At 51.9% G+C, this 23,969-nt stretch carries 19 protein-coding genes; 4 read left to right on the top strand and 15 right to left on the bottom strand.

The features are described from left to right. Positions 1–15: 15 nt before the first annotated feature. Together radC and AC1S52_RS20480 are read right to left on the bottom strand one after the other, a co-directional pair. The gene (radC, locus tag AC1S52_RS20485; protein WP_482030905.1) at positions 16–747 is read right to left on the bottom strand and encodes a RadC family protein; all 732 of its coding nucleotides are present in this window, start codon (positions 745–747) and stop codon (positions 16–18) included. 262 nt (positions 748–1,009) lie between these two features. After that, positions 1,010–2,401, bottom strand: a complete 1,392-nt coding sequence (locus tag AC1S52_RS20480) for a malic enzyme-like NAD(P)-binding protein (protein WP_482030904.1) — start codon at positions 2,399–2,401, stop codon at positions 1,010–1,012. A gap of 166 nt (positions 2,402–2,567) precedes the next feature. Between AC1S52_RS20480 and AC1S52_RS20475 the strand changes: the two genes are divergently transcribed. After that, positions 2,568–3,491: a DMT family transporter gene (locus tag AC1S52_RS20475; protein ID WP_482030903.1), complete on the top strand. Its 924-nt coding sequence runs from the start codon at positions 2,568–2,570 to the stop codon at positions 3,489–3,491. A gap of 253 nt (positions 3,492–3,744) precedes the next feature. Here AC1S52_RS20475 and AC1S52_RS20470 read toward each other — a convergent pair whose 3' ends face one another. Further along, positions 3,745–4,950 (bottom strand): urease accessory protein UreH domain-containing protein, encoded by a 1,206-nt coding sequence (locus tag AC1S52_RS20470; protein WP_482030902.1) that lies wholly within the window; start codon positions 4,948–4,950, stop codon positions 3,745–3,747. Positions 4,951–5,098: 148 nt separating this feature from the next. Here AC1S52_RS20470 and AC1S52_RS20465 point away from each other — a divergent pair, with 148 nt between their 5' ends. Continuing rightward, on the top strand, positions 5,099–6,169 hold the full coding sequence (locus tag AC1S52_RS20465) for a heme-dependent oxidative N-demethylase family protein (protein WP_482030901.1): 1,071 nt from the start codon (positions 5,099–5,101) through the stop codon (positions 6,167–6,169). Between the two features lie 196 nt (positions 6,170–6,365). On the opposite strand, the gene AC1S52_RS20460 is transcribed toward AC1S52_RS20465, so the two are convergent. Together AC1S52_RS20460 and arfB are read right to left on the bottom strand one after the other, a co-directional pair. After that, positions 6,366–8,894 carry an endonuclease MutS2 gene (locus AC1S52_RS20460; protein ID WP_482030900.1) on the bottom strand — a complete coding sequence of 843 codons (2,529 nt, stop codon included), beginning with the start codon at positions 8,892–8,894 and terminating at the stop codon, positions 6,366–6,368. Between the two features lie 135 nt (positions 8,895–9,029). Next, complete coding sequence (gene arfB, locus AC1S52_RS20455; protein ID WP_482030899.1) at positions 9,030–9,446, bottom strand: alternative ribosome rescue aminoacyl-tRNA hydrolase ArfB; 417 nt, start codon at positions 9,444–9,446, stop codon at positions 9,030–9,032. 179 nt (positions 9,447–9,625) lie between these two features. Here arfB and glgA point away from each other — a divergent pair, with 179 nt between their 5' ends. Beyond that, positions 9,626–11,104 (top strand): glycogen synthase GlgA, encoded by a 1,479-nt coding sequence (glgA, locus tag AC1S52_RS20450; RefSeq protein ID WP_482030898.1) that lies wholly within the window; start codon positions 9,626–9,628, stop codon positions 11,102–11,104. 201 nt (positions 11,105–11,305) lie between these two features. Here glgA and AC1S52_RS20445 read toward each other — a convergent pair whose 3' ends face one another. The 4 genes from AC1S52_RS20445 to rppA form a co-directional block, all read right to left on the bottom strand. Further along, the gene (locus AC1S52_RS20445; RefSeq protein ID WP_482030897.1) at positions 11,306–11,956 is read right to left on the bottom strand and encodes an SAM-dependent methyltransferase; all 651 of its coding nucleotides are present in this window, start codon (positions 11,954–11,956) and stop codon (positions 11,306–11,308) included. Positions 11,957–12,009: 53 nt separating this feature from the next. Then, positions 12,010–13,374 carry an APC family permease gene (locus tag AC1S52_RS20440; RefSeq protein WP_482030896.1) on the bottom strand — a complete coding sequence of 455 codons (1,365 nt, stop codon included), beginning with the start codon at positions 13,372–13,374 and terminating at the stop codon, positions 12,010–12,012. 758 nt (positions 13,375–14,132) lie between these two features. Further along, complete coding sequence (locus AC1S52_RS20435; protein ID WP_482030895.1) at positions 14,133–15,443, bottom strand: sensor histidine kinase; 1,311 nt, start codon at positions 15,441–15,443, stop codon at positions 14,133–14,135. Then, on the bottom strand, positions 15,403–16,083 hold the full coding sequence (gene rppA / locus AC1S52_RS20430) for a two-component system response regulator RppA (RefSeq protein ID WP_482030894.1): 681 nt from the start codon (positions 16,081–16,083) through the stop codon (positions 15,403–15,405). The genes AC1S52_RS20435 and rppA overlap by 41 nt, the downstream gene beginning before the upstream one ends. Positions 16,084–16,447: 364 nt before the next feature. Here rppA and AC1S52_RS20425 point away from each other — a divergent pair, with 364 nt between their 5' ends. Further along, positions 16,448–16,876, top strand: a complete 429-nt coding sequence (locus AC1S52_RS20425) for a hypothetical protein (RefSeq protein ID WP_482030893.1) — start codon at positions 16,448–16,450, stop codon at positions 16,874–16,876. Between the two features lie 84 nt (positions 16,877–16,960). On the opposite strand, the gene AC1S52_RS20420 is transcribed toward AC1S52_RS20425, so the two are convergent. The 6 genes from AC1S52_RS20420 to AC1S52_RS20395 form a co-directional block, all read right to left on the bottom strand. Beyond that, positions 16,961–17,098, bottom strand: coding sequence for a hypothetical protein (locus AC1S52_RS20420; protein ID WP_482030892.1), 138 nt, complete (start codon positions 17,096–17,098; stop codon positions 16,961–16,963). Positions 17,099–17,215: 117 nt separating this feature from the next. After that, entirely contained in the window at positions 17,216–18,538 is a 1,323-nt protein-coding gene (locus AC1S52_RS20415) for a ferredoxin reductase family protein (RefSeq protein ID WP_482030891.1), read from the bottom strand. A 25-nt stretch (positions 18,539–18,563) separates the two neighbouring features. Next, positions 18,564–19,328 (bottom strand): superoxide dismutase, encoded by a 765-nt coding sequence (locus AC1S52_RS20410; protein WP_482030890.1) that lies wholly within the window; start codon positions 19,326–19,328, stop codon positions 18,564–18,566. Between the two features lie 142 nt (positions 19,329–19,470). Continuing rightward, complete coding sequence (locus AC1S52_RS20405; protein WP_482030889.1) at positions 19,471–20,190, bottom strand: class I SAM-dependent methyltransferase; 720 nt, start codon at positions 20,188–20,190, stop codon at positions 19,471–19,473. 8 nt (positions 20,191–20,198) lie between these two features. After that, a complete protein-coding gene (locus AC1S52_RS20400; RefSeq protein ID WP_482030888.1) occupies positions 20,199–21,428 on the bottom strand; it encodes a PQQ-dependent sugar dehydrogenase in 1,230 nt (409 codons plus the stop codon). 258 nt (positions 21,429–21,686) lie between these two features. Beyond that, positions 21,687–23,870, bottom strand: a complete 2,184-nt coding sequence (locus AC1S52_RS20395) for an amylo-alpha-1,6-glucosidase (protein WP_482030887.1) — start codon at positions 23,868–23,870, stop codon at positions 21,687–21,689. Positions 23,871–23,969 lie beyond the last annotated feature (99 nt).

The following is a 23,969-nucleotide window of genomic DNA, read 5'->3' as shown; positions in this document are numbered from 1 at the left end:
GATTAGCCATCTCGCTTAGTCGTCCTGGGGGCACTCACTCCACAGGTTCGTGACCTGGCGCATACTCAAAAAGTCGCCATTGCCCAAAATCAGGTGATCGAGCAAGGGGATGCCCAAAAACTGTGCTCCTGTCAGCAGTTGGCGCGTGAGTGAAACGTCTTCAGAACTGGGTTCAAGACTGCCTGAAGGATGGTTATGCGCCACGATAACCCGGGTAGCACCACTGCGTAGCACTTCACGAAAAATGTCCCGTGGATGTGCCAGGGTTTCTGTTGCAGTCCCGATGGTAATCACCTGGGTTCCCAGCAAGCGGTGCTTTACGTCCAACAACAGGATGGCAAATCGTTCCTGGGTCTGCCACATCAGTTCATGGCTGAGAGCCGCTGCTGCCACCGCTGGATCATCGACGACTGTTTTTTCAGCCGGACGGGATTGGAACACACGCTTCCCCAGCTCGATCGCCGCTAAAATGCTGGCTGCCTTTGCATTCCCCACTCCCGGAATATCCGTCAATTCTGTAACGCTGATCTCCCGTAACCTGGACAAGGGATCGCTCTGGTGCTCACCCAGCTTTTTCAGAATAAATTGACCTAATCCTACGGCTGAAAGCTTTCCCGGTCCCTGACCTGTTCCCAGCAGGATGGCAATCAGTTCGGCAGTGGAGAGGTGTTTAGAGCCATACACAACTAATCGTTCACGGGGTCTCTCATCCGCAGGCATGTCTGCGACTCGAAGGCTGTAGGTCATTGATGCACCAGAAGTTTCCAAGGGATTAAATTCATTAATCCCCTGAAAAAGCGGTTCAGTAACACTCTAAGGAACGCGGATTAATCAAAACGCAACTTGGACAAGAAACCACAGAGGCACGGAGAAAAACAGGAATCAGCTTTGTGTGCTTCGTGTCTTGGTGGTTAGTATTACAGGTTATTTAATCCACGATCCTAAGCATTTCTTAAGGTGCAACGCCCTCAAGACCTCCGAGGTTTCCAAAACGTCGGAGGTCTTAGCCTTAATTCTGGGCAATCCCATCCTGACGGGCAGAGTGCTGGACGGCAGCAGAAACGGCTGTGGCGACTCGCTCGTCAAAGACAGAGGGAATAATGTGTTCCCGGTTCAGGTCGGTGGGTTTGATCAGCGAGGCGATTGCCTGGGCGGCTTCCAGATACATGCTGGTGGTCAGACTGGAGGCACGGCAGTCCAGCGCACCCCGAAAAATCCCTGGAAACGCCAGGACATTATTGATCTGGTTGGGATAGTCGCTACGTCCGGTTGCCATGACTGCGACATCTTCTGCAATCAGTTCAGGCTGAATTTCGGGAATGGGGTTTGCCATGGCAAATACAATCGGGTCTTTTGCCATAGAGCGCACCATTTCTGGAGTCACCACTCCCGGTGCGCTGACCCCCAGAAAGACATCGCTATCTTTCATGGCAACTGCCAGGGTACCGGCTTGCTCAATCGCGAATTCGCGCTTTTGTTCGGTCAGGTCGAGGCGACTATTACAAAGAATGCCTTTTGAGTCACACAGGCAAATCGACTCCGCTCCAGCTTTACGCAAGAGACGGGCGATCGCCACGCCTGCGGCACCTGCCCCATTAATTACAATCTTGACTTCTGCCATTGACTTGTGAACCAACTTGAGCGCATTGAGCAACGCCGCCAGCGTGACAATGGCGGTTCCATGCTGATCATCGTGGAATACGGGGATGTTCAGTTCTCGTTGAAGGCGGGCTTCAATTTCAAAACAGCGAGGAGCGGCAATGTCTTCCAGATTGACACCCCCGAAGACTGGAGCGATATATTTAACCGTTTTGACAATTTCATCCACATCCTGAGTTGCCAGACAGATGGGAAAGGCATCCAGCCCACCAAACTCCTTAAACAGCATGGCTTTGCCTTCCATCACCGGCATCGCTGCCTCCGGTCCCAGGTTGCCTAACCCCAGAACCGCACTGCCATCAGTGACAATGGCAATCATATTCTGCTTGATGGTCAGGTTGTAGACCTCCTCAGGGTTTTGGGCGATCGCAGTACAGATCCGTCCCACACCGGGTGTATATGCCATTGCCAGGTCTGCCTGCCCCCGCAACGGAATGCGGCTTTCGACACTAATTTTGCCGCCCCGGTGCAGGGTAAAGGTGCGATCGTAAACCTCCAGTACTTTAATTTCAGGCAGTGCCTTGACCGCATCCACAATGGTTTCAGCATGTTCTGTGCTGGCAGCATCCACCGTAATGTCTCGAACCGAGATCTGGCGCGTCTGCTCAATCAGGTCAATTTGTCCCATACTGCCACCCAGGGTTGAAATGGCTTGGGTGACACTTGCCAGCATACCGGGACGGTTTGGTACCTGCAAACGAATCGTCAGGCTGAAACTGGAATTTGGAGTAAGGTCAGTCATGGTGTAAGAGGTGAGAGGTAGAGGAAAAGATGGGGAGACGGGGAGGATGGGGGAGTAAAGGGAATCATACCGGCTCCTAGCTTAAAAAAATCTCCGACTCAGGATTGTACCAAGTCACACCAACGAATGGGGTGTTGCTGAAAAGCGGGATAAAGGGAATGGGTGGATGAAGCTAAAGCAACCTGCAAACTGGCAAATCGGGCTGATTCTGCTAACTGGAATTCTGGCAACCTCGACGGCGGCAATTTTGGTGCGACTGGCTATGGCGGCGGCTGAAGTATCGGGGGTGGGCTTCAGTCTGGTACTGGCGGCATCTCGGTTAACCCTGGCGGCGATCGCGCTATTGCCCACCTGGCGAACCATTGGTCACAATCAGCCTGGGCTGTCTGCCTTTGGCTTTGCTGGGGCGGCTGGTATTGCCCTTGCGATTCACTTTGCCACCTGGATTACTTCCCTCTCTTACACGTCGATCGCCGCCTCCACGACTCTCGTTACCACCAATCCAGTCTGGGTTGCGCTGCTGTCCTGGCTTTGGTTGGGGGAGAAACCCGCCCGATTAACCTTACTTGGAATTGGAGTTGCTCTCTCTGGAGGCATTCTGATTGGGTTGGGCAGTGTTGAAACCACAAGTTCCGGTGTTAATCCCCTCTTGGGGGATGGGCTGGCACTGGTAGGTTCCTGGGCTGCCAGCCTGTACTTTCTGCTGGGGCGAGAAGCACAACGGCATGGGTTGAGTGTGGGTCACTATGCAACCGTTGCCTATAGTGTGGCAGCGATCGCCCTCCTGCCCCTGCCGCTGCTGGCAGGAGCTTCCTACAGGAGCTATCCTGCCCTTGCCTATGGTTACATGGTGCTGATGGCACTTTTGCCCCAACTGGTCGGTCATACCAGCCTTAACTGGTCGATCCGCTGGGTGTCCCCCACTCTGGTCACCCTGGCGATTTTATTTGAGCCTGTCGCTTCCAGCCTGCTGGGGTACCTGATCTTTGCTGAGTTACCAGGTTTACCAGTACTGGTAGGTGCGGCAGTACTGCTGGTCGGCGTAGCGATCGCTGTAATCCCTATCAATAGACCTAACCAGGACGTATAGCGGTTATTCTCTTATCCCCTACCCCCTATCTACCAATCCATCTCGCTGTGACTAAGATCACACAAGTGGATGATCCTAATCGCGCCATCCTGATGGCATCACCAACATACTAAAGGAGACTCAACTTTAGCCGAGTCATCAACAGGGAACACACGACTGGCCGACAGGTTTCTTTATAGAAGCTGTCGGTTTTTTATTGGGAATTCTTAGGACATCCTATTTGCTTACCTTCTATTTGCCTACCTTCTACGGCTCACGCAGCCCTATCTGTTCCTAAAAAAGACCCTATCCACCGGGAGCGGAGGAGCAGGACAGCGAGGGAGATCGCGGCAAGCAGGGCAGACAGACCTTTTTGGGTGGTTGTCCATTCCAGTCTGCCCAGGTAGCTGGAACCGATCAGGATGGCATGGGCAACGGCTAAAAGTAGGGCAGGAACGGTCAGCAAATGGAGCCATCGCCAGTATTTGCCCAGGTGTTTCACCATCCAGTCAAAGCTGGTGAGGGCAGCAGGTAGCAGGAGCAGGAGGGCGATCGCCCCGGACCAGATTGCCGCCCGGTGCATTGGCAACATAAATGCCAGGGCTTCAGAATTCCAGTTGAAGGTGTGGTCAATCATGTGCAGGGTATGGGCAACCGAGAGTAGGAATGCTCCGACCCCCAGGGCACGGCGATACTGCAAAGGCTGTGCCCAAAACCGGGCAATGGGTCGAGCAATCAGTGCCAGAATCAGCAAAAGTAGAGCAGCGTGCCCGGTGTAGTCCACCATCTGGTCTGTGCGCAGCAGGGTAAGGATGCCGATCGCAAGTGTGACCCAACTACCTAAACGGAATAGCTGGCTGCGTTGGTCTGTGCTTAACAAAGAACTAAAAAGTCCAATTCCCAGCATTGAGGGAACGGTGCCCAACCCAAATGCCAGCATGGTGGCTGCGCCCTGCCAGAGATCCCCGGTTTCTGCCGCCTTAATTTGAGCGGCGTAGAGAAAGCCACAGGGAATTAGCCCCCAGGTGAACCCCAACAGTGCTGGGGTTAGCCAGCCAGACCGTTGGGAAAGCTGCATCATGGCCCTACTTAATCGCTCGTGTAGAGGACCTTTCATCAAGGGATGGAGGAGGGGAATGCGGGGGAGCGATTGGGGCGAAATTTGAGCTAGCCCCACCCAGATCAGCAAACACCCTGTGACGATGGTGAGCGATCGCCGTAAAACACTGTCAATGCCAGCCAGTTGCCCTCCAGCAATTAGCACAGAACCAACGGCTCCAATCCCAGCACCAACCAGGGCATAGCTCACAATCCGTCCCAGATTCAGCAGCCCATGAAAAGCGAGCTGCCGTTTCCAGCCAGGAGCAGCCGTTTGCTGGGGTGTGAATGAGAAGGCAACGGTCAAGGGTCCACACATGCCGACACAATGACCAAAACTTCCCAGAAAACCCAACGCCATTACCAGCAACCAGTCAAGCATGGCAATCTACACGCCTTTTGCAATGAATGTAGCGCTCCTCCCATTCGTTTAGGATATCCTGCAAAGATTTGAACATTTGAACTGGATTTTAGTCATTCAGGCTTTTTGGATAGGCTTTAAATGTTGCAGTAGGGAGATCCATCGCAGCATGAATCATATCAACTGCTGGTTACAGGAAGCCAGGACGGTGGAAACGATTGAAGATGCGCCCCGTTACTTTCCGCTTGAAACCGGACGCTATGAGATCAAGCCGGGAATGGTTCCCCTCAGTCATGATTTTGGTAACGGGCAGGTAGACGGGCAGGTGTTTCAGTTTGACCGTGGTTTTTCTCATTATTACCAGATGAAACGGCTGGCGCGGGCTGAGCGACTGAGCAAGTATTATCAAACCCATCACTATACAGATGCCGCCGCAGGGGCGATCGCCCATTTCATCGTCCAGCGTTTAACCCAGGAGCATCCCCACCGGTTTCAGGCTGATCGGCTCAAGGATGGCAGTACTGTCCTGCACTGCCAGCAAACTGGAGAAATGCTGTATCTGGATGAAACAGGACGACTACAAGAGGTGCATCAAAAAGGGGTGCATCAAAAAAAGGGGCACCAAAGGGGACAATCTGAGATTCAGATTCAACCTGTGCCGCCCTATGTCTCTGCCTTAGATGCCCTTGCTGCTCAGGTTCAGGAGGATTTGACCGTGGTTTGCCGGAATGGAAATCATCACTGGGTCAGTGCGATCCATCTTTGCTTTCCGAATCACTGGTCTGCCGAAGGGAAAATTGGCAGGGATTTTTCTACTGTCCATGCCCCGGTTGCCGGAATGGAGAAAATCAGCCAGCGGGGAGGGGCGATCGTCGATACGATGATTACCCGCCGACCCACCGTGCGGTTTGCCTGGGGCATCAGTACAGATACCCGTCTGAACCACCATCCTGAAGCGCCTGCCCAAGTTCTGGTCAATGAGTGGCATGGCAGATCCTTTGATCGCCAGAACCCACGCCTTTACCTGCGAATTGAACGGCAGGTGATCTGGGGTTTTCCAGAACAGGAGGCGGCTTTATTCACGATCCGCGGCTATTTCAGAGATTGCAGCCTGCTCAAGCAAGACCCTACTCTGTGTGACAAACTCATTTCTGCGATCGAATCAATGACCCCTGAATCCTTGAACTATAAGGGGTTAGCTGATAGTAAAGATCAGATTTTGGCATGGTTATCGGGGTAGCGAGATTGGGAATAACGGACTCTTCACCTCACCCCACCCTGCGGGAACGCCAAAGGCGAGCACCCCTCACACCATTCCTTTCCCCTTAGGGATGTGCCCCAAAATAAAGTACCCGCTAGACAAGCTGCTCCACGATGGATTCCCGCCTGCGCGGGAATGACGTTGGGACTTTATTAATTTGCGAGTCCCTTATCTCTCATCGCAAATAAGCAACCGTCACCCCTGCCCCGCCCTCTTCCCGTTCGGCTAACTGGTAACGCTCAATCTGAGGATGCTGTTGCAAAAAGGCGTGAACTCCCTGGCGCAGTTTGCCGGTTCCGTGCCCGTGGATAATCCAGAGGGCACCTGCATCCTGTGCCTGGGCGATCGCCCGCTCAATCAGCGGTTCTGCATCGGCAACCCGACTGCCGCGAATATCAAGGGTGTTGCGGGAAGTACGGATGAGGGGAGTGTCGGTTGGGGCAGGTAGATTATTCCTTGGGACCTCTGCCCCTCTGCGCCCCTGCTCCTCTGTTCCCTTGCTCCTCTGCTCCTTCTGGCTAACGGGCTTCTCCCCATCCAGCGACTCCACATCTTCCAGGGCAACGGTCATTTTCATGAAGCCAAAACGGACAGTCAGTTCGTTGTTGTCGTCGGGTGCCGTGATCACTTCAGCCGTTTGACCCAGGCGGGGAATGCGGATGCGATCGCCCACCTGGGGTTGAAAGCCCGGTTTGGGTTTGGGCTTTTGGCGGGAAGGCAGTTGGCGCTCGGCAATTGTGTTAACCGCATCGGTTGCCTGTTGAGCCGCCTGGGCAGTCATGGGTCCTTGCTGCAACTGGCGAATGACCTGGGCAATTTCCTGCTTTGCCTGGGCGATCGCTGCCTGAACTGCCTGCTCCTGTGCCAGTTGAAGTTGCTGTTCCCGTTGCTTGAGCGCTGCCGCTTTGCGGGACACTTCCTGGTGTAGCCGCTCGGCATGTTCCAAAATTTTAGCCGCTTCCTCAGACTTGGTTTCCTGGCGGCGGCGTTGTGCCTCCAACCCGGCAATCACCTGGTTTACATCCTCCGATGCCCCTCCCACATAGGTCTGAGCCTGGTTGACGATTTCCTCATCTAGACCCAGACGACGGGCGATCGTCAGGGCATTGGAGCGTCCCGGAATCCCCCACAGTAGACGGTAAGTGGGAGACAGAGAGACATCATCGAACTCCACGGAAGCATTCTCAAACCGCTCATCCTGATATTTCAGTGCCTTCAGTTCGCCAAAGTGGGTTGTGGCAATGGTCAACCCGGCGTGGTCTGCCAGGTACTTGAGCAGAGCGATCGCCAGGGCACTGCCCTCGGTCGGGTCGGTTCCGGCTCCCACTTCGTCGAGAAGAATGAGGGAATGGGGGATGGGGGGATGGGATGGGGGGATGGGGAGAGTTGTTAGTGGTTGGTTGTTCGTTGTTAGTGAGCTTAGGGTTTCTGTCGCTCCCTCTGCGCCCTCTGCTCCTCCTCTCCCCTCTCCACCTAAAGCACCCAAAATTCGACTGATTCGCCGGATGTGCCCGGAGAAGGTAGACAGGCTTTGCTGGAGGGATTGCTCGTCGCCAATATCTGCCAGGATTTGATCGAACCAGGGGAGTTCGACGGGTTCGCGGGCAGGTACGAATAGTCCCACCTTTGCCATCAGAACAGCTAAGCCCAGGGTTTTGAGGGTGACGGTTTTACCCCCGGTGTTGGGTCCGGTGATGGCAACCACCCGAATTTGGGGCTGGATGACCAGGTCAATCGGGACGACGGGTTTTCCCTGCTCGTGCTGCTGCTGCCAGACCAACAGGGGGTGGCGCAGATGGCGGAGGACGACAGGGTCGGGGGCTTGAACAAATCGGGGAGGGTTCGCTTCCAGCCAGAGGGAATAGCGGGCACGGGCAGTGGCGAGGTCAAGGGTGGTGGCGATCGCCAGTAGCCTTTCCAGATCGGCTTTAACGGTAGCGACTTGTTCGGTCAGGGCACGACGGACGGCTTCGGCTTCGGCTTCTTCCTGGCGCTGAAGCTGACGGAGCTGGTTGTTCAGGTTGATAGTGGATTGGGGTTCCACATACAGGGTGGCACCGCTCATGGAGGTGTCGTGGACAATGCCGGGGATGGCATCTTTCTGAGGCGCTTTGACCGGAATCACAAAGCGCCCTTCGCGCTGAGTGATCAGATGTTCTTGAATGGCGTTGGCTTTGCGCTGGAGAATGCCTTGCAGAATGTCGTAGACGCGATCGCGCAGGTGCCGCTGCTGGTCTCGAATGCCTGCCAATTTTGGAGTTGCCCGGTCAGCAACCTGTCCCCGCTCATCAATACAGCGATGGATTTCCTGCTCCAACTCTGGATAGGTGCGCAGGTCTGCCACAAGCTGGTTCAGGGTTTCCAGATCGACGTGATCGTCAATCACCCGGCGCAGGTTGCGGGTGCCTGCCAGGGTCGTCGCGATCGCCAGCAGTTCTTCACCAGCCAGAATCCCCTTGTGGACGGCTCGTTCCAGCGACTCTCCCACATCGCTGATGCCTTCAAAACTCAAGCCACGAGCCAGACGGCTTTCTAACTCGTAGACCTCCTTGGTCTGATTTAGCAGCGTTTGGGTGTCTTTTAAGTGGTCAGGAATTCTCAGATGCCGAGCCGCGATCGCCCCTAACTTTGTTGCGGCAAAGGTTGAGAGGTGATGGCAAAGGCGAGTCCATTCCAGCAGTTCGAGCGTTTCAGCCTGAATCAAATGTTATTCATCCCCAGTAGTACTTTTCCTATTTTAGAGAGTTACGAGGAGGTGATGGGTAGCAGCAAACCTCATCTTCCACCACTTACAGCCGTTTCCCCTTTCACCCCTGACCCCCTCATCCAAAAAACACCCTCACTCATCAGATACCTTTCCCCTCGCTGCCTTAATCTGACTCCGCTTACTTTTGCTATCCAGACGCTTTTGTTGAGAACGACGAGTCGGCTTGCTCCGTAATCGAGGTTTAGGCATCACCACGGCACTCTTAATCAGGTCTTGCAATCGTTGCAGAGCTTCCTCGCGATTCTGCTCCTGGCTACGGTGTTCCTGAGCCTTAATGACCACCACGCCTTCCTTGGTAATCCGTTGATCGTTTAGCTTGAGTAACCGCTGCTTGTAGCGATCGGGTAGTGAGGAAGCCATAATGTCAAAGCGCAGGTGAATGGCAGTCGCCACCTTGTTCACGTTTTGCCCCCCTGCCCCCTGAGAGCGCACTGCACTCATCTCAATCTCATACTCTGGAATGTTGATGGTGTTAGAAATTCGTAGCATGGTGATTGAATCAATCAGGGACAGGGCTTTTTCAGAAAACTTTGTCGGAATACGAGCGGTATCCCTCCGTGGGGTTACCTGAGTGGGCTTACTTGAGTGAGGTTATTTGTTGAACAATAGATTGTATACTTTCGTAAAGATAAGGAAAAATACTTATTTGAAAGAATGAGGTTATAAGCATGTACATCGTACAAATTGCTTCTGAGTGTGCCCCCGTCATCAAAGCTGGAGGCTTAGGAGACGTGGTTTATGGACTCAGTCGCGAGTTGGAGAGCCGTGGTCATTGTGTTGAAATCGTTCTCCCCATGTACGACTGTATGCGCTATGACCACATCTGGGGACTGCATGATGCCTATCGGGATCTGTCGGTACCCTGGTATGACGGGATCGTTCGCTGTACTGTTTTCTGTGGTTGGGTGCATGGACGGTTGTGCTTCTTTATTCAACCGCACTCTGACGATGGTTTCTTCAACCGGGGCTACTACTACGGTGCCAGTGATGACGACATGCGGTTTGCCTTCTTTAGCAAAGCTGCAATGGAATTTTTATTGGTCAGCAACAAACGTCCTGATGTGATTCATTGCCATGACTGGCAAACAGGTCTGGTACCAGTTTTACTATACGAAATTTACAAATGGCACGGAATGGCGAATCAGCGAGTGTTGTATACCATTCATAACTTTAAGCATCAGGGTGTTACAGGAATGGAAACCCTGCGGGCAACCGGATTGAACAACCCAGCTTACTATTTTGATTATGAGCGGCTGCGCGATAACTTCAACCCCTTCGCCCTCAATTTGATGAAGGGAGGCATCGTTTATGCAAACCACATCAATACGGTTTCGCCCCACCACGCCTGGGAGGCACATCATGGAAATGAGGGTTATGGTCTGGGGCACACGCTGCACACGAAAGAATATAAATTCAGTGGCATTCTGAATGGGATTGACCCAGAAATTTGGAACCCAGAGGTCGATCGCTACATTCCCATCCAATACGGTAAAGCAACTCTGGAAGCGAAAGCTAAAAACAAGCAGGCGCTACGGGAACGGCTTTTGCTGCGGGATGATCCTGAAAAGCCCTTAATTTGTTATATCGGACGCCTGGATGATCAAAAGGGAGTCCATCTGGTTCACCATGCGATCTACCATGCGCTGAACCGGGAAGCTCAATTTGTGTTGCTGGGATCGGCAACGGAGGCAGCCATCAACGCCTGGTTCTGGCATGAAAAGCATTTCCTCAACGACAACCCCGATGTGCATTTAGAGCTTGGCTTTAATGAAGAACTTTCCCACCTGATCTATGCTGGGGCAGACATGATTGTGGTGCCCAGTAATTTTGAACCCTGCGGTTTGACTCAGATGATTGGTTTGAAGTATGGCACGGTGCCCATTGTTCGCGGTGTGGGTGGACTGTTAGATACGGTCTTTGACCGGGACTATGATGAAACCCACCTCCTAGAAGAGCGCAATGGTTATGTCTTCTACCAGACCGATTATACTGCGCTGGAATCGGCAATGGATCGGGCGATTGGGTTATGGAAGTATTACCCAGAAGAGTTTGAAAAGCTCATACTTCAGGGAATGAATTATGACTATTCCTGGAAGAATCCTGGCACAGATTACGAAAACCTTTATGAATACATCCGGCACAAGTAGGGTGGACTACGACAATAGCACGATCGCTACTCTACCGAAGGATGGGTAGATGTAGAAAACCCATCATTCTCAATCGGCAGCAAAACAAAAAAAGGCTGGGTTTGACAAAGGTTCAACCCAGCTTCAAAATCGGCGATCGCACTCGAAGCTAACGGTACATCAGGCGATGCTAACGCACCGTTAGCAATCCTGAAGCAACCACTAGGATGCTGCTTTCTCAGGCACAACCCAGTAATAAACCGTTCTACCTTCTACTTCCACAACTCTTTCAGGTTTCCAGTCGCCCATATCAAATTGGTGAGAAACAATACGGGTACCGGGTTTCAGTTCTGCCAATAGCTTAGGACGCAGCTTCAGGTTGACCTCTGGCAACAGGTAAAGCGTTACGACCGTAGCGCTACTGAAATCGGTTTCAAATAAGTCCTGCTGCCGAAACTCTACGCGATCGCCAACACCGGCTTCCTGAGCATTTTGCTTGGCTTCTTGAACCCGCTGGGGATCGAGGTCTACCCCGACTCCAGGGGTGCCAAACTTTTGAGCGGCGGTAATGACAATGCGTCCATCCCCACTCCCCAAGTCATAGAGGACATCGTCTCCCGTCACCTTTGCCACTTGCAGCATTTGCTCAACCACCTCTGGCGGAGTAGGCACATAGGGAACATCCAGCGATCGCGACTGGGTTTCAGTGGTCGTGCTTTGGGGGGATGGGGAAGTTTCGGGTTCTACCTGGCTGGTATTGGTTTGCTGACCTGCATCGGCACCAAAGTTGCGTTGTTGGTCACATCCAACAATGCCTAGACCGACAATACCCGTTCCAACAATCAGTAAGCGAAGTAAGGGTTGTAATTTCATGACAATATTCCTTGTTTATTTAGGTTGATCTAGGGAGCTAACGGGAGCGAAATTTAAGAGCGAGACGATCGCTGACGGTTCCATTGCACAAACGGAATTCCCAGGGCAACGACTGCGACACCAACTAACGCACCAATGCCGGTGTAAACCAGACTGGAGTAGAGCAAGTAGCCACAGACGATACAAAACAGAATCGGCAACACGGGATAGAGCGGCACTCGAAACGGACGTAAGCGGTGCGGCTCTCGAAATCGCAGCACCAGGAGGGACAGGGTGCTAACGAGGAAGAAAAACCAGAAGATGGGAGCCGTGTAATCTACCATAGTTTCAAACCCATTGCGGGTGATGGTACCCAGGATGACCAGAGCCAGGGCGATCGCGGCTTGGACCATAAATCCGGCTTTAGGGCTGCTGGGGCGGGGTTCCCAGCGTCCTAGAAACCGAAACCGGGGAACGTCCTGCCCCAAGGCATAGTTTGTGCGAGCGCCGGTAAAAATGGTGGCGTTAATACTGCCCAGGGTAGACACCACTACAATCAAGCTGATCATTACAGCGCCCATTTCTCCCACGGTTTGGCGAAGCAGGTCGGCTGCAATGGCTTGTGACTGCGCCATCCCTTCCAGTCCCAGCACTCTCAGGTATGCCCAATTAATCAGCACATAAAGAGCCGTGATGATGCCCAGACTCCAGAGCAGCGATCGCACAATATTGCGATTTGGGTGCTTGATTTCAGCAGAGATGTAAGCGGCTTCATTCCAACCACCGTAGGATAGCAAGACAAACACCATTGCTAACCCCCAGGAGCTAGAGACGGAACCTGCGGCAGGGGGAGCGGCGACAGGAGCAGGGGCAATCGTAAACCCGATCAGGATCACCAGTAGTAACCCCAAAACCTGAGCCGCTGCCAACCAGTTTTGAGCCAGGGTTCCCTGCCGCAACCCAACAATATTGACGGCAGTGAGCAGAGCAATCGCCAGGGCAGCATAAAGCGAAGGTGAATAGGGACCCAGTGGAAACAATTGGGAAGCGTAGTCACCAAAGACAAATGACAGTAGGGCAATCGACCCTGTTTGAATGACTGTCATCCGTGCCCAGGCAAAGAGAGTGGCGATCGGCTGACCAAAAGCCCGCTTCAAGTAATAGTAGTTACCACCGACGTGGGGGTACGTGGTTGCCAGTTCTACGTAGCACAATGCCCCAACTAGTGACACCACTCCGCCCAATATCCAGACCTGTAAAACGGCTCCCCAACTGCTCATATTGGCAGCAACGAGGGAAGGCGTTTCAAAAATCCCGGCACCAATCACAATCCCGACAATAATAGCGATCGCGTTGAGCAGAGTAATCGATGGTTTTGGAGTGGAAGGATTAATGGTTACTGATTTTTCCAGCAGGTTTGATTGCTCAACTCGATTCACAATGTAAATTCCTATCAAACAGTGGTTGGTTCAGGCTTAAACCTCATCCCGTTAAGAGGGGCTTTAAAGGTTCGACTGGTGGTCGCAAATCGTATAGATCCCCCTAAATCCCCCTTGAAAAGGGGGACTTTAATGCGGTTTCCCTCCTAAGGGGGCTAGGGGGGATCTCTGAGTGCTCAACATCACAGCCAACAACTTTTCAAACAACCTCTAAGAACCGGAGATTTTCCCAGGAAAAACTACAGGTTTCTAATATCAATCCTCTTTGAAGCTGCACAGAAGAAAGCCTGGTAGACGAGGGGCTTAAGCCCTTTGTTAAGTGCAAACTCATATTGAACTGGTATAAGTGGGTGAGATTTATTAGCTAGGATTCAACGGGGGCAGTCTTCAAGCACTACTACAGATGTAGTTTCAAAACAAGCAATCTGTAAAGCATAACTGGTAGGGGCGACCCCTGTTGATCGTGAGTTCAAAGCATCTTTACCTTTAGATAGTCGCCTGCAAATGTGACTAAAAAATGACAGGTTGTTTTTTTAACAACCCTTTGTCAGAGTCAATTCCTTGCTGGCAAAGATGTATATCCAACATATTAATAAACGTTTTATAAAGGCTTTGGTTCCAAAACAATTCGCATATCTCTAGTGATTCTATTTGAATTATAAAAAGATTTTTTTGGAATTCCATTTTTCCAAGCCTCCTCTTTTCACAACTGATTTAGAACTGCTATACATCTATATATAGGATATAGGAATCGAAACTTATTTTGATTCCAGTGGCAGCTCAATTTGAAATAGCGAACCTTTACCCATTTCACTGGCAACGCTAATGCGCCCTCCATGCGCCTCCACGATTTGATGGGCGATCGCCAGCCCCAGCCCAAACCCTCCCGTTTCGCGATCGCGGGGTTTATCCACTCGATAAAACCGCTCAAAAATGTGAGGTAGATCTTGGTCTGGAATCCCGATGCCGTTATCTTCTACTTGAATCACCGCTTGTTGCACCTGAGAAAATAACCTTAACTGAATGCATCCTCCTTTAGGCGTATATTTGCAGGCATTTCCAAGTAAGTTATTGAATGCCTGACCCAGCAGATCGGAGTCTGCCTGCACCATCACTGGATCATTAGGAACATCCAGTTCCAGCGTCACATGGTGAGCCGCTGTTTGCATCGGTTGAGACTTGATCAGATCCTTCAACAAATGCCTCAGATCAACTGACTGCAAAATCTCAGACGGAATTCTGCCGTCCCGTCTTGCCAGAAATAACAAATTATTGACCAGGGTATTCATGGACTTGGTCAACTCTGCAATTTTTTCTAGACGGGCATGTTTGGTTGCTCCCTTTTCGATGGGAGCAATCAGCCCCACCTGAGCGTTACTTAACACAGCCGCCAGTGGCGCTCGTAGCTCATGGGATGCATCGGAGGTGAACCGCTGGAGTTGGTCGTAAGCCTGCCGAATGGGGGACATTGCCAGACCACCCAGAACCCAGCCCACCAGACCAATTACACCCAGGGTCACGGGCACCATGACTACCAGCACCAGCAGAAAATCGCGTAGGGACTCGCGTACAGGCGTTAGGGGGATTGCAATTTGAAGGTAGCCAATCAGCTTCCCCTTGTGTTCAACGGGAACCGTCACTTGACGAAGCCAAAGGAGGGGTGAATTCTCCTGATTAGAAATGAGTTTGATCGTTCCGAATTTAGAGGTTTCACCTAATTGTTCCGGCGGTGGCGGACCTGAAAATTGTTGAAGTTGTCCTTCGGCGGAATACCAGCGGGCATAGATCACCTCGCTTTGAGGGGGAGGTGGGTTAATTCCCAACAACGGGACATTGCTCAGGTCAACCGTTTTTTGTTCCCTGCCCAAGGGATACACCACGCTGGCTGCCATCACCCTGGCTTTTTTGTATAGCAGGCGATCGATGGATTCCAATTGTTGATTCACTTCCTGGTAGTACAGTCCACTGGCGAACACAACCAGAATGCTGCCCATTGACAGGGTAAACCAACGAGCCAAATTGCGGCGGCTATGATTGAACATCTGGATTGATGCGATACCCCATCCCATAGACAGTTTCGATCCAGGCAGATGCCCCCAAGGGCTGTAGCCGTTGTCTTAAACGACGAACCAGGGTAGTCATAGCGTTACTCTCTGGTTCGCTGCCCCACTCCCACAATGCCTGCTCAATTTGATCGCGGGTCAGTACTTGCTGAGGATGGCGCATAAGGTATTCTAGCAACTGAAATTCCCGGGTTGAAAGCTGGATTTCAACCTGATTACGCTCAACCGTAAGAGTTGGGAGATGCAGTCTCAAGTCAACCAATTCCAGGGTATCTCCTTGCCAGAGTGGCGATCGCCGCCCTAAAGCCCGGATCCGTGCCAGCAGTTCAAACACATCCGCTGGTTTAACCAGGTAATCATCCGCTCCTGCATCCAGTCCTGTAATTTTGTCAGACGTGGTATCTTTAGCCGTCAGCATTAGAACAGGGGCCATTTTCCCCATCTGTCGATATTGGCGGCATAGATTAATTCCGCTGACTTCTGGCAGTAGCCAGTCTAGAATCAACAGGTCATACTCTCGCTGAGCCAGAATCCATTGAGCGACCTCCCCATTTTTGACCCCATCGACAATATGTCCCGCATCGGATAACACGGTATGAAGCGGTTCCAATTGCTCTGTATCGTCTTCTACCAGAAGAATCCGCATAATTCACACCTACAACGCCCCACCAAACAAACTGCCAAACTTGCTCATTCAAACCAACCCCACCCTATCACCGGACAGAATGGGTAGCTTTTTGAATAATCAGCAAAATTCAGTGTTCTCAATCACAAGGATAAAGAACTCAGTTTAAGGGAACGTCTTCCGGGAGTGAGATTTCAGCACCCGTTTGACTGACTAAGATTCTGTGAGTAAGAAGGTATAGTGGTAGCCATCAGGCTTAGGACGGAGGCGACAACGCAACCTCCTCCCACTGTTCTTTCCCCCCTGGCACCTGATACCTGCCACTGCTTTAGATCTCTAAATCTTGTCTCAGATCCGTAAACGCTACATTGTCCCCTGTTAGATAGTGCTTAAATCATTTCACAATCCGAAATTTCCAGTCAAAACCTCTCCTCCCCTACGGTTCCAGGCACTCCATGTCTTAGGCTGGGAATTCTGGCTACCACTGCCGCTACTGGCACTTCTCTTCTGGCTAGGTGGCAATTTTATGACTGATCAAGTTTTGAGCCGTCCGTACCGGACCAAGGATAAACTTCAGGCAGATACCCAGTTAGAAGTGAACCTGGCGATTACTGTGCTGATAATTCAGGCTGAAATTGACCGCATCAAAGGAGTTACGAGAGTTGATGTGCAGGCAAGCGATTCTAAATTGAAGCAACTGGAGTACGAGTTTCCGGTAACGGATGTGCGCCAGGTGGAGCAGGCGATCATGGAAGAACTGGGAATGCCAGTGGAAAAGGTGAGAAAGCTGGTGCGTTATCGATTGATTGGATGACTTTGACTAAATGACAAGAATTAGGAAATAGCGAGAGCCATCCTGTACCGCATTTCACAGAGAGGAGCGTTAAAAGCGTCCATTCTACAACTTCTCGATTCCTAGTTGGCGGCTTTGTGCTTCCGGTATAGGACGGCTCTGGATCCAGGCAAAGAGGGCAGCCGCAACCACCAATGAGAAGGTGAGGATTGTAACCAGTTGAAGCATGATGTTGTAGCGCATATAGAGGTGAGGGGGTGAGTAAGAGTTGAGAGTTGAGAGTTGAGAGTTGAAAATGACCAATGACGAGTGACCAGCGACCAATGACGAATGACCAATGACTAACAACCCATTTCCCCCTTAAGCCAGGTTGAAATGCTCCATATGAACGTTGGTCACGGGCACTTCCAGATCAAACAGGGCACGCTCTACCTGATCCATCATTTTGGGGGCGGCGCAGATGAAGTACTGGCGACTGCCGCGGTGCAGGGGAATATAACGTGCTAAAAGGTCCTTGTCCACATAGCCAGTTTCACCGATCCAGTCCTCATCGGCTTTGCGCAGAACATGAATGACCGTTAAATCTATTTGCTGTTTGAGGGCTTCGATCTCTTCCCGGAAGGTGATGTCGTCCCAGGACTGGCTGGCACCAATCAGCAGGAAGGGGCGATCGTCCTTTCGTTCGGCGGCAGTCACCAAAATGCTGTAAATCGGGCTGATGCCAATGCCTCCGGCAATTAACACAAATCCAGCCGTGTCCCAGTAGCGATCGGTAGTAAACACGCCATAGGGTCCATCCAGATAGGCACGGGTTCCCGGTTCAATATCTTTAATGGTGCGGGTGAAGTCACCCAGGGCTTTAATGCCAAATTCGATCCGTTCTGGATGGTCGCCACTGGAAGACATTGAGAAGGGGTGTTCCCGCATACTGAAGGGGGTGATGTTCAGCGTTAACCAGGCAAACTGACCGGGTTGAAACCGAAACCCTTCGTGCCAGATTGGGCGCAGTGCCAGAGTCCACACATCTCCCCGTTGGGGGATGACTTCTTCGACCACATAGGGATGTTTGGTCATCATCCAGGGCTTGACCAGGCGCACATAGATGATCAGCCAGAGCGCCACCAGCACGATCGCCGCCCACAGCACCACTTTCCAGAACAGGCTCAGGTAATTACTGACCCCGATCGCATGACCAAAGCCCAATCCCACTGCCAGGACAGCCAGGATTGTATGGGATGCCCGCCAGGGTTCATAGGGGATTCTCAGGGGTTTGCGCCAGATGGTTGTCACCACCATCGTCAGAAATGCCAGGGTTCCCAGCACTGCCATCCTGGCTCTCCAGGGGGCTTGCGGAAAATTCAACAGTTGCAGGTTTTCTGGCTCTGCAATGAACAGGATGATGGGGTGAGCCAGCACCATGAAAAATGCAGCCAGCGAAGTATAGCGGTGAAACTGGAGCAGAATATCAATTCCGTAGGAAGCTTCAATCCGGTTGACGCGGGCAGTGATGACAAACTGAACAGCCATCATCGCCAGCCCAATAAAACCCAATGCGACTGAAAATTCAATCCAGAAATCTCGCCCCTGTGGTACCGGATGCAGTAACAGCACCAGTAGCGGTAAGAGGGTAATCGTCAGGAATACGCCAATCCACATCAGGGCGATCGCGATTGGGCTTTGCATCAACAACCGTCTCATAGGGCTTCTTTTAGCTCCCCTGTTGTGATGCTAGCTGGAATCGGCGGTTCACCTCTGTCCAATTGACCACGTTCCACCAGTTGCTCAGGTATTCTGCCCGCCGGTTTTGATAACGCAGGTAGTAAGCATGTTCCCAGACATCATTCCCCATAATTGGGTAGTTGCCATCCATGATCGGATTGTCCTGATTTGGGGTTGAGACAATCTGGAGTTGCCCCTGGGAATTGCGTACCAACCATACCCAGCCGCTACCAAACTGGTCGCCCCCCGCTTCGTTAAACTGTTTTTTAAAGCTGTCAAAACTACCAAACGATTGATTAATTGCCTGGGCAATTTCACCCGTGGGTTGCCCGCCGCCATCGGGACTCATCAGCCGCCAGAATAGAGTGTGGTTCAGGTGCCCACCGCCATTGTTGCGAACGGTCGTGCGAATCTCCTCCGGAACACTGTTCAGGTCCCGCAGCATCGCTTCTATGCTGCGACTGCGCAAGTCTGACTGTTGCTTCAGGGCATTGTTCAGGTTTTCCACATAAGCGGCATGGTGATTGTCATGGTGCAGTTTCATTGTTTCCGCATCGATCGCCTTTGTCAGTGCCCCATACTCATAGGGCAGAGGCGGCAGTTGTGCTGGATTAGCACTCAATTCAGAATCCGGTTGAGCAACCGGAGGTGAAGGCTGCTGTGCCTGAGGTTCCTGCTGACAGGAGATGAGCAGCATCACCAGCCCAATGGTCAGAATCAAAAACTGAATCGGTTGTCTAAGAAAACGGTTCATAAGCTTAATCTCAAGACTCAATAAAAATTGTTTGGAACAAAAATAGAAATTCGGAATGGCAGTAGTTGAAAGTTAAGAATGCTAAGTGTTAAGAATGAAAAAAAACTCTCTAACTCAAACCTCTCAACTCAAACCTCTCAACTCAAACCTCCCCCCTTTCTGCTGGAACCACCCAAAGGTAAATCGTATGGTCACGGGGCGGACGCTTTAAGCGAACGACGCGATCGGGTTTCCACTCCCGCCCCAGGTCATAGTTATGGGACACAATCCGGGTACCCGGTTTTAACTCCTTTAACAGCTTGGGTCGCAGCATTCGATTGATGCTGGGAAGTAGATAGAGCGTCACTACGGTGGCATTGCTCAGATCGGTTTTGAACAAGTCCTGACGGATAAACTGGGTGCGATCGCCCACCCCGGCAACCTCAGCATTTTTTCGGCTTTCTTCCACTAACCTAGGATTAATCTCTACCCCTACCCCACGGGCACCAAATTTTTGAGCAGCCGTAATCACCACCCGCCCGTCCCCACTGCCGAGGTCATAAACCACATCCTCTCGCCCGACCTCTGCCAATTGCATCATCTCCATGACCACGTCTTCGGGAGTGGAAACATAGGGCACCTGAGCTAAACGCTGGGGTGTTTCCCCGATAGGAAGCGGGTGAACTGCCATCTGGAGAGCCGATGGGAAATAGGGGGGACTACTTGAAGATAATGCCTGCGTAGATTGGGTTTCGTGCCTCAACCCAACGCCCGTATTTAATTCCACTGCATTGGATCCCACCCCCTTACTTAAGAACAGAACGCCCAGAGTGCTACTCAAGAAACCCAGGCTGATAATTGGTAGAGCAGTTTTCAATCGCATCCGAATCCTCACCGGGTAACGCGCAGAATTTTGTCCTGGGCAGCGGGGCAACTTCCCCGCCCATCGCAGTTGCTGGTCGAGATGTACAGTTCCCCGTCGGGACCCATAATGGCATCTCTCAGCCGTCCCTGGCTCCCTTGCAAATACACCTCATGGCGCTGCACCTGCTGGGGCGATTGGGGATCAAACACAATCCGTTGCAGATGCTCTGAGCGGAGAGTTGGCACGATTAAGCTGCCCTTCCATTCGGGAATGGCATTGCCCGTGTAGACCGCCGCACCACCGGGAGGAGCAGCCTGCCGCCAGACGATGGAGGGAGTCACTAACCCCTGCGCCGATTCACATCGATAGATTTGGGGCCAGCCCAAATTATCTCCAGATCGGGCAACACTGACCTTGTCGTGTCCGCTTCTACCCAACTCGCCACTGGGACCATGATCCGTCACCCAGAGGGTGGATTCATTAAACCAGTCAAATCCCTGCGTGTTGCGAATCCCGGTAATGTAAACCGGGTTGTTGGCAAAGGGATTATCCCCCGGCACTTCGCCATCGGGTGTGACCCGCAAAATCTTTCCTGCCAGACTGTTCCGATCCTGGGAAATATCTGGATCTCTGGCATCGCCCGTGCCGATGTAGAGCATGCCATCGGGACCAAACCGAATGCGCCCACCATTGTGATAGAGAGCAACAGGAATGTTGTCGAGAATAACGCGATCGCGAGTCGCACTCAAACCATCCTGGGACAACTGCCAGCGTTCGACTCGATTCACCGGCGAACCGTTGGCATCCGCTGTGTAGTACACATAAAATAGGCGATTGCTGGCAATCTCAGGATGGGCGGCAATCCCCAATAAGCCGCCCTCTCCACTGTCGGTGACTTGAATCGTAGCAACGGGTTGGGTCCGCAGGTTGCCATTCTGCACCAACCGAACCCGCCCCGGTCGTTCTGTCACCAGCATATTCCCATTCGGCAGAAAGGCAATTCCCCAGGGCACTTCCAGCCCAGTTGCCACCTCTTCAACCCGCACATTCACTTGCCCCTGAGGACCAAAACCGCTCTCCACCAGATTACAGGTAGCCGTTTGAGCAACGGTTTGAGCAGAGGTTGCCTGGGGTGAACTGGCAGTCGGTTGTTCAGTCGTTTCCGGCTTAGTTGCCTGGGGTTGGGGGCGATCGCAGGCAGTCAAGCCCATCGCCCCAATCATTAAACCCGTTGTAAAAATGCTCGTCAGTTTCATACCTTCAACTCAAATGGTTGGTGTTGTGTGCCGGTACTCGCTTTTGGGCTAACTCAGGCAGGTTGACCTGATCCTTAGCTTCAATTACAAATGTGACAGGAAAATGACAGATCGATGCAGCAGCCAGAGGGGGTAGAGGGTGTTGCTAAATAGCAAGTATGAATTGAAAGTCTTCAATTCATACAACCTTTAATTCATACCCAGAATCAGCAACGCCGAAGTCGAGAGATGGAGGAACAAGAGGACCCCTGACACCTTTTACCCGATCGCCACCCTTTTTTGTGGCATCCAGGGTTGCCATGCCTGTTGTTGAACATTGATTTTACCGGACATAACGGAGGCATCCCAGTGGGTCTGGTCGCCATCTCGCCAGAATTTCAGGTCTACCTTGGCATCACCGATCTCGACATTTCGTAGGGTAATATCGGGTAGCCAATCGGGCAAATTCGGATCAACATAAAGGCAACCCTGGGGAGCATTTGCCTGTAATCCCAGGATTGCCTGAAGCAATTGGAAAATCGAAGCGGCAGCCCATGCCTGGGGAACGTTTGCCTCGCTGTAAGGCACCGGAAAAGTGCCTGGTTTGCGCTCAATCCCTGCATATAATTCTGGAATCCGATACGCCGCAAAATACTTTGCCGCATCAAAAATCCCATACGCTACCTGACTCACCGCTTCGCTAAAACCGTAGCGCTTGAAGCCAAGGGCAATGAGGCTATTGTCATGGGGCCAGATAGAGCCGAGATGGTAGGAAAAAGGATTGTAGGCAGGGTTGTGGGTAGACAGGGTACGAATGCCCCAACCGCTCCACATATCGGGTTGCAGGAAGCGATCGACCACGGTAGCTGCCCGTTCGTGGCTGATCAGCCCGCTCCAAAGGCAGTGCCCCACACTAGATGAAATGCTTTTAACCGGGTGCTTTTCTGGATCGAGGGCAAAGGCATAGAAGCCAATGTCATCACACCAGAAGTGTTGCTCAAACTGCTTCTGGAGTTTGGCTGCTTTTTGGTGCAGGGCGGCAGCGCGATCGCCCTCTCCCAAAAACTCAAACACCTCTGCCATGCGCATCCAGGCATCAAACACGTAGCCTTGAAGTTCACACAAGCCTTTCGGTGCCTTCACCTGACTGCCATCGGGATAGACGATCGCATCCCCAGAATCTTTCCAACCCTGGTTTTCAATCCCTTGATCAGAGCGAGTTTTGTACTCCTGAAAACCATCTCCATCCAGATCACCGTAGCGATCGATCCACTCCAGGCAACCCAGAATCGTATCCCGGTATTCCCGCAACAGGGAATCTTCACCCAGCCACTTCCAGGTTTCATGGAGCGTAATCAGAAACAATGGGGTGGCATCGGCAGTGCCGTAATAGGGTGTATGGGGAATTTTCTTGAAATAAGCTAATTCGCCCCGTCGCATTTCGTGCAGAATTTTCCCCGGTTGGGCATCCCGCCAATCATCAACTTCCGTTGCCTGCCATTGAGCCAACTTTTTCAGGGCACCGTGAGCCAGCCCCGGATGAACAATCATACTTTGCAGACTGACAATTAAACTGTCCCGTCCAAATAGGGTGACAAACTTTGGCACCCCTGCTGCCGGAATCCAGATATCCGCTCCCATGTCGTAGTCAAATAGCCGCAGTGAACCCACATCTTCCACCGATTGGCGATGAATTCGCTTCACATCTTCATTAGAAGAATCGATATCGGTTGCGCTATCTAACCACTGGCAGTGTAGTCGTTCAATATCTGTATTAATGGTGCTGGCATCCACCGCAGAGTCATAACAAAAATTTAATTGATTACGGATATGCTCGTTGTCAGCCAGAATGTAACTACCGCAGGTATGCCACACCTGTCCCGGTTCTAGTTCAATGTCAAATATAATGCGGCCATTGGCATAGTGGGGTTGGGAAGAGCAATTGTTCAGGCAATAGGTTAGACCTCGGTAAAAATCTTCATTACAAAACCGGGTGGATAGCTTCTGGGTTGCTTCATCCCACCGAGTTTCAATCCGCCCCCGCCGTACAAAATTGCGTGAGTGAACTTCAAAAATATCGGCAAAGTCCGATCGCAGCGCAATTTCCAAATTGAACCGAACCGGCTTCAACCCGTAGTTAATCACATCAAGATCCTCATGGATGCCGTGCTCCACAACACGGCTCATGATCAGGGAGATCGTTCCTTCCTTAATCACCCCGTCTCTTGAGGTGAAATTGGGATTGGTGAGATAGACCCGTGCCGCGTAATAGGTGGTTGTGGAGGATGTTAACCGCTGCCAGGGATGACCATCAATGTAGCAGGCATAATAGCTCAAAAAGCGCGTGTCGTCGGAGAAGATGCCCAGGTGCCCATCGGGGTTGATCTGCCCATCCAGGTCCGTAACCATGAAGGTACTGCCGTGGTTAATCGTCAGAATGGGGGGACCCACACTAATTCGCATATTTCCATCCTCCTCGCAGTCAGTCTATCCCTGGTTCCACCATCGTTAGAAAATGTGACCAAAAAGTGACAGGTAAGGGCGATCGAGTTGTTAACAATA

This window comes from Kovacikia sp. CALU 1929 (genome assembly GCF_056784235.1).
The sequence above is the reverse complement of the archived record's forward strand: the minus strand, read 5'-3'. Positions and strand labels throughout refer to the sequence as shown.